The sequence below is a fragment of the Actinotalea sp. C106 genome, assembly GCF_023630195.1.
Classification (GTDB): Bacteria; Actinomycetota; Actinomycetes; order Actinomycetales; family Cellulomonadaceae; genus Actinotalea.
Map to the genome: position 1 here is coordinate 1 of NZ_JALPKN010000173.1, position 6,815 is coordinate 6,815.

A 6,815-nucleotide genomic window follows, 5' to 3' on the forward strand; every position below is an offset into this window, starting at 1 on the left:
CAGGGCCGAGCTGGCCGCCGCAGCGAGGCCGCACCGGTCGCTCATCGCGGGGGGCGCCGTGGTGGCCCTCCTGGTGGTCGGGACGGTCTCGGCGAGCGGCCCGCTGCCCGCCGACGGGCAGAGCGGCCCCCAGGCCTCCTCGGTCTTCGACGACACACCCCTCGAGGGCGCCCGGATCACGGGTCGCCTCGCGGGGGTGATCGACACCTACGGCGGGGTCGTCGTCGACGCCTACCGGGAGAACGAGACCTTCTACGCGACCGCGACGGCCAATCTCGAGCAGTCCTGGGCCGCCCGTGCCGAGGCCGACGCCGAGCTGGCCCGGCTGCGTCAGGCGGTGCGCGACATCGGTGCCGGGGCGGCGCCCGAGACCGACGAGGAGCCGGGGGCGGCGGACGGGTCCTCCGCCGAGGAGCAGGCCGGGTCCGAGGGCGACGACGGCGCCCTTCCTCCCCAGGAGGGGGTCGTGACCCTTCTTCTGCTCACCGACATGCACTGCAACGTGGGGATGGCACCGGTGATCCGACGCGCGGTCGAGCTCTCCGGTGCGGACGTGGTGCTCAACGGGGGAGACACCACCGTCAACGGGACCTCGGTCGAGTCGTACTGCGTCACGGCCCTCGCCAACGCCGTCCCCGACGGCGTCGCCACGGTCGTGGCCGACGGCAACCACGACAGCGACGAGACCTCGGCCCAGGGACGCGCCGCCGGGATGACGGTGCTCGACGGCGCCGTGGTCGACGTCGCCGGGGTGCGCATCCTGGGGGACAAGGACCCGCGCGCGACGCGCATCGGCGGGGGGACCTCGCTCGCGGGGGAGGAGACGGTCGGTGAGGTGAGTGCCCGTCTGGCCGAGGTCGCGTGCCAGGACGAGGAGGGGGTGGACCTGATGCTCGTCCACGACTCGGGCATGGCGGCGGCCACCCTCGAGCAGGGCTGCGCCCCGGCCGTCGTCGCGGGGCACATGCACCGCCGGATCGGCCCGTACCGCTACGGCCAGGGAGTGCGGTACATCGGCTCGAGCGTGGCCGGCGCCGCCCTCGGGCAGCCGACCGTGGGCCCGCTCAACGGGGTCGCCGAGATGACGGTGCTGCGCTTCGACCTCGAGGAGCGACGCATCCTCGACTACCGGCTCGTGCAGGTGCGCCCCGACGCCTCGGCCAGCGTCGGCTTCGCCGTGCGGTGGCCCGGGGCCCCGGTGCCTTCGGTCCTGCCCGGGGGCGCACGCTGATCCTGCTCGCAGGGCACCGCCGTGTCCGTGCCTGAGGGGTGCGGGGAGCGGCGTACGGTGGTCCCCGCATGATCCCCCCGCCTGTGAGAGGAGTGCCGTGCGGCTGCCCCCTGCCGTCCCGTGCCGGCCTGCGTACGTGGGCGTGAGCCCGTGCCCGGCGGGAGGGCAGGCCTCGTGAGCAGGCAGCCCCACCCGCACCCCGAGCATCGCCGACGTTGGCTGATCTGGACCCTCGTCGCGGTACCGGTCGCGCTCGCGGCCATCGCCGGCGGCCCGTGGTTCTACGCGCGCTTCCTCGCTCCCGACCCTGCCGAGCCCCTGGCTCTCAGCACCCCGGGCCCGACAGAGACGGCTGCGCCTCCGGTCGACGAGATCGAGGAGGTGGACGGCACCTGGACGGTCGCCGCAGGGTCCGAGGCGGGCTACCGGCTCGGGGAGGTCCTCTCGGGCGAGCAGGTGACCGTCGTCGGGCGGACCGATCAGGTCAGCGGTGGCGTCGTCCTCGAGGACGGCAGCCTGCTCGAGGCCGAGGTGCTGGTCGACGTCGCCTCGATCGTGACCGACGAGTCGGCACGGGACGCCTACTTCCGTCGAGCGCTGGACACGACGACCCACCCGCAGGCCACCTTCGAGGTCACCGACCCGGTGGACGTGACGGCCCTCGAAGGAGCCACCGAGGCGGTCACGGTCCAGGCCCCCGGCACGCTGACGTTCCACGGAGTGGCACGGCCGGCGACCGCGGTGCTCGAGGTGCAGCCGACCGGCAGCGACCAGGTCGAGGTCGCCGGCCAGATCCCCGTGACCCTCGAGGACTTCGACCTCACGGCCCCTGACCTGGGCTTCGTCACCGTCGAGCCCACGGCGACCGTCGAGATGCTCCTGGTCCTGACCCGCTGAGCGACGAGGGCACGCCGGGCAGGCGCACGCCGTCACGACACCTCGGTTCGGCGAACAGGTGCTTTCGACGGGGTCCCAGGTTACGCTTGCGTAGGTTCGTTCGACAGCGGTGCCGCCCCGGGCTCCGCGACACCTCTCCCGGACCCGACAGGAAGCACGCATGGAAGCCACCGCCGCCGCGCAGCCCGAGACCACCCCTCGCGAGCGTCAGGTCAGCGAGTTCACCGCGCTGACCCGCACGGTCCGTGATGCCGGCCTGATGCGTCGGCGCCACGGCTACTACTGGACCCGCTTCGTGGTCCTGACCGGCGTCCTCGCCGGGCTGGTCGCAGCAGTCGTGCTGCTGGGCGACTCGTGGTGGCAGCTCGCGGTCGCGGCAGCGATGGCGCTGGTGCTCGGGCAGGTGATGTTCCTCGGTCACGACGCCGCACATCGCCAGATCTTCACCTCGGGTCGGTGGAACGACTGGGCGAGCCTCGTGATCGCCAACCTCTACGCCGGGATGAGCTACGGCTGGTGGCAGCACAAGCACAGCCGGCACCACGCCAAGCCGAACCAGGTCGACGCCGACCCGGACATCGACAACGGTGTGCTCGTGTTCCACACCGACGGTCTCCCGGCCGTCCGCACCGGTCCGAAGGCATGGTTCGCCAAGCGCCAGGGCTGGCTCTTCTTCCCGCTCCTGCTCCTCGAGGGCCTCAACCTGCACATCTCCGGTGTCAAGACGATCTTCGGTCGTGGCGAGGTCAAGCGTCGCCCGGTCGAGATGGCGTTCGTGACGCTCCGCCTGGGTGGGTACCTCGCCCTGGTCTTCTGGTTCATGCCGGTCGGCCTGGCCTTCGCCTTCCTCGGCGTCCAGCTCGGGCTCTTCGGCCTCTACATGGGTGCGGTCTTCGCGCCGAACCACAAGGGCATGCCCATCGTGCCCCCCGACGCGAAGATCGACTTCCTGCGTCGCCAGGTGCTCATGAGCCGCAACGTCTCGGGCGGTCGGATGGTCGAGGAGTTCATGGGCGGGCTCAACTACCAGATCGAGCACCACCTCTTCCCGAGCATGGCGCGCCCCCACCTGCGCCACGTCCGCCCGATCGTGCGGGAGTTCTGCGAGAGCCGGGGCATCCACTACACCGAGACGACCATGCTGCGCTCCTACGGCATCGTCATCCGGTACCTGAACAAGGTCGGTCTGGCCGCACGCGACCCGTTCCAGTGCCCGCTGACCCTCGAGTACCGCTCGGCCCGCTGACCGCGGCTCGAGCCGAGCCCGAGCTCTCCACCGAGGCCCGGCCGCGCACCACGTGCGGTCGGGCCTCGGTGCACCGGTAGCCTGAGCGGGTGCACACGCAGGACTCCACCACCGCCAGCCCCGTCGCGACGAGCCCCACCTCGGGCACGCCCGGGATCCCGCCGTTCCGGTACACCGCCGAGCTCGCGGGCAGGATCGAGCAGCGGTGGCAGGACCTCTGGGACGAGCGGGGCACCTTCCACGCCCCCAACCCCTCGGGCTCGTTGGGCGACGGGGCGGGGGAGCGTCCCGCACCTGACGCCCCGGCGTACTTCCTCATGGACATGTTCCCCTACCCCTCAGGCGCTGGGCTGCACGTGGGTCACCCCCTGGGGTACATCGCGACCGACGTCGTCGGTCGGCACCGGCGGATGTGCGGGGACAACGTGCTGCATGCCCTGGGCTACGACGCCTTCGGCCTGCCCGCCGAGCAGTACGCGGTCCAGACGGGTCAGCACCCCCGCACCACGACCGAGGCGAACATCGCCAACATGCGGCGCCAGCTGCGTCGGCTGGGGCTGGCCCACGACCCTCGCCGCACCTTCGCGACCACCGACACGGACTACGTCCGGTGGACGCAGTGGATCTTCCTGCAGGTCTTCGACTCCTGGTACGACGAGGCGGCGCCACGCGCCGACGGCGGCACGGGTCGCGCCCGTCCGGTGAGCGAGCTCCTCGCCCAGTACGAGAGCGGGGCACGCCCGACGCCCGACGGTCGCCCCTGGTCGGAGCTGGACGAGGTCGAACGTCGCCGGGTGATCGACCCGCAGCGGCTGGCCTACGTGTCCGAGACCCCGGTGAACTGGTGCCCAGGCCTGGGCACCGTCCTCGCCAACGAGGAGGTCACGGCCGAGGGCCGCTCCGAGCGCGGCAACTTCCCGGTGTTCAAGCGCAGCCTGCGGCAGTGGAACATGCGGATCACCGCCTACGCCGACCGTCTGGCGGACGATCTCGACCTGATCGACTGGCCCGAGAAGGTCCGCGCGATGCAGCGCAACTGGATCGGACGCTCCGAGGGTGCACAGGTGGTCTTCACCGTGCTCGGCGGGGGCGAGCTCGAGGTCTTCACCACGCGTCCTGACACGCTGTTCGGCGCGACCTTCATGGTGGTGGCCCCCGAGCACCCGCTCCTGGACGAGGTCCCCGCGGCCTGGCCGGACGGCACCCGGGACACGTGGACCGGCGGGCACGCCAGCCCGGCCGCAGCGGTCGCGGCCTACCGCACGGAGGCGGCTGCACGGACCGCCGTCGAGCGCCAGGCGGACACCTCCAAGACCGGGGTGTTCACCGGTCACCTGGCCACCAACCCGGTCACCGGCACGGCCGTCCCGGTGTTCACGGCCGACTACGTGCTGATGGGCTACGGCACCGGGGCGATCATGGCCGTCCCCGGTGGTGACGAGCGCGACCACGCCTTCGCGCGCACCTTCGAGCTGCCTGTGGTCCACACCGTGCTGCCGGCGCCTGACTCCGAGGTGCCCGACGGCCCCTACACCGGGGACGGCGTGGTGGTGGCCTCGGCGAACGACGAGGTCTCGCTGGACGGGATGGACGTCGCGACCGCGAAGTCGACGATCATCTCGTGGCTCGAGGGCCGTGGTGCGGGTACGGGCACGGTCACCTACCGGCTGCGGGACTGGCTGTTCAGCCGGCAGCGCTACTGGGGCGAGCCCTTCCCGATCGTGTACGACGAGCACGACCTGCCGATCGCGCTGCCGGAGTCCATGCTCCCGGTCGACCTCCCCGAGGTGCCCGACTACTCGCCGCGAACCTTCGAGCCCGAGGACGCCGACTCGAACCCCGAGCCCCCGCTGGGCCGCAACGAGGAGTGGGTCCACGTCACCCTGGACCTGGGTGACGGGCCGCGGACGTACCGCCGCGACACCAACACGATGCCCAACTGGGCGGGATCTTGCTGGTACTACCTCAACTACCTGGACCCGTCCCGGCGCGAGACCGTCGTCGAGCCGTCCTTGGAGCAGTACTGGATGGGCCCGGAGCACAACGCGACCGTCGGTGCGAGCGGCGGCGTCGACCTGTACGTCGGGGGCGTCGAGCACGCGGTGCTGCACCTGCTGTACGCGCGCTTCTGGCACAAGGTCCTGCACGACCTCGGCCACGTCACGAGCGTCGAGCCCTTCCACCGCCTCTTCAACCAGGGGTACGTCCAGGCCTACGCCTACGCCGACTCCCGCGGGCAGTACGTCCCGGCTGACGAGGTCGAGGAGCAGACGTCTGAGGACGGCTCGGTGACCTACCTCTGGCAGGGCCAGGAGGTCCGGCGTGAGTACGGGAAGATGGGCAAGTCCCTCAAGAACGTCGTGACCCCGGACGACATGTACGAGGCCTACGGCGCGGACACCTTCCGGGTCTACGAGATGTCCATGGGTCCGCTCGACCTGTCCCGCCCGTGGGAGACGCGGGCGGTCGTCGGCTCGCAGCGGTTCCTCCAGCGCCTGTGGCGCAACGTCGTCGACGAGGACACCGGCGACCTCACCGTGGTCGACGCCGATCCCGACGCCGCGACCCTGCGGCTGGTCCACCGGACCGTCGACGAGGTGCGGACCGAGATGGACGCGATGCGGTTCAACACCGCCATCGCCAAGCTCATCGTGCTCAACAACCACCTCACCTCCCTGGACCGCGTACCTCGGGCCGCCGCCGAGGTCATCGTGCTGCTGGTGGCGCCGTTCGCCCCGCACCTGGCCGAGGAGCTGTGGGAACGGCTCGGCAACACCGAGAGCCTGGTCCGGGCCCCGTACCCGGTGGCAGACCCGGCGTACCTCGTCCAGGAGACGGTGACCTGCGTCGTCCAGGTCCAGGGCAAGGTCCGGGACCGCCTCGAGGTGCCACCGGACATCGGTGAGGACGAGCTCCGCGAGCTGGCCCTCGCGGCACCGGGTGTCCTGCGGTCGTTGGCCGACCGAGAGATCCGCACCGTGGTGGTGCGGGCCCCCAAGCTCGTCAACGTGGTCCCGGTCTGACGATGGACCGCCGGGTGGTCGTGGTCACGGACTCGACCGCCTCGCTGCCCGCCCTCGCCCTCGAGACGGCGGACGTCGTCGTCGTGCCCCTGCACGTGGTCGTCGACGGCACGCCCTACCTCGAGGGCGTCGACCTGAGCCCGTCGAGCCTGGTCGAAGCGCTGCGGCGGGGTGCGACGGTGACCACCTCGCAGCCCGGACCCGATGCCTTCAGCCGGGTCTACGCACGGGCCGCGGCGCGCGGGGCGCGGGAGATCATCTCGGTGCACCTCTCGGGTGCCCTCTCGGGGACCGTGACCTCGGCCGAGCTCGCGGCGCAGACGGCGGGCGTCCCGGTGACCGTGGTCGACTCGCGCACCGTCGGCATGGGTCTCGGGTTCGCGGCCCTCGCGGCAGCCCAGGCGGGCGGGGACGGCGC

General features: G+C 71.9%; 5 protein-coding genes. All 5 read left to right on the forward strand.

Going from position 1 to position 6,815, the window contains the following annotated elements:
- Window positions 1–1,231: metallophosphoesterase (locus L0B03_RS11905; RefSeq protein WP_250446014.1), on the forward strand; the 1,231-nt coding region annotated here is incomplete at its 5' end.
- Between the two features lie 174 nt (window positions 1,232–1,405).
- On the forward strand, window positions 1,406–2,128 hold the full coding sequence (locus tag L0B03_RS11910) for a YceI family protein (RefSeq protein ID WP_250446015.1): 723 nt from the start codon (window positions 1,406–1,408) through the stop codon (window positions 2,126–2,128).
- 160 nt (window positions 2,129–2,288) lie between these two features.
- Window positions 2,289–3,374 carry an acyl-CoA desaturase gene (locus L0B03_RS11915; RefSeq protein WP_250446017.1) on the forward strand — a complete coding sequence of 362 codons (1,086 nt, stop codon included), beginning with the start codon at window positions 2,289–2,291 and terminating at the stop codon, window positions 3,372–3,374.
- Between the two features lie 89 nt (window positions 3,375–3,463).
- Complete coding sequence (gene leuS, locus L0B03_RS11920) at window positions 3,464–6,397, forward strand: leucine--tRNA ligase (RefSeq protein ID WP_250446018.1); 2,934 nt, start codon at window positions 3,464–3,466, stop codon at window positions 6,395–6,397.
- Window positions 6,398–6,399: 2 nt separating this feature from the next.
- The coding region (locus tag L0B03_RS11925) for a DegV family protein (protein ID WP_250446019.1) at window positions 6,400–6,815 on the forward strand (416 nt) is incomplete at its 3' end.

Excerpts from the sequence above, each read along its gene's own strand:
- L0B03_RS11915 (WP_250446017.1), top strand. The coding sequence starts at position 2,289 with ATGGAAGCCACCGCCGCCGCGCAGCCCGAGACCACCCCTCGCGAGCGT.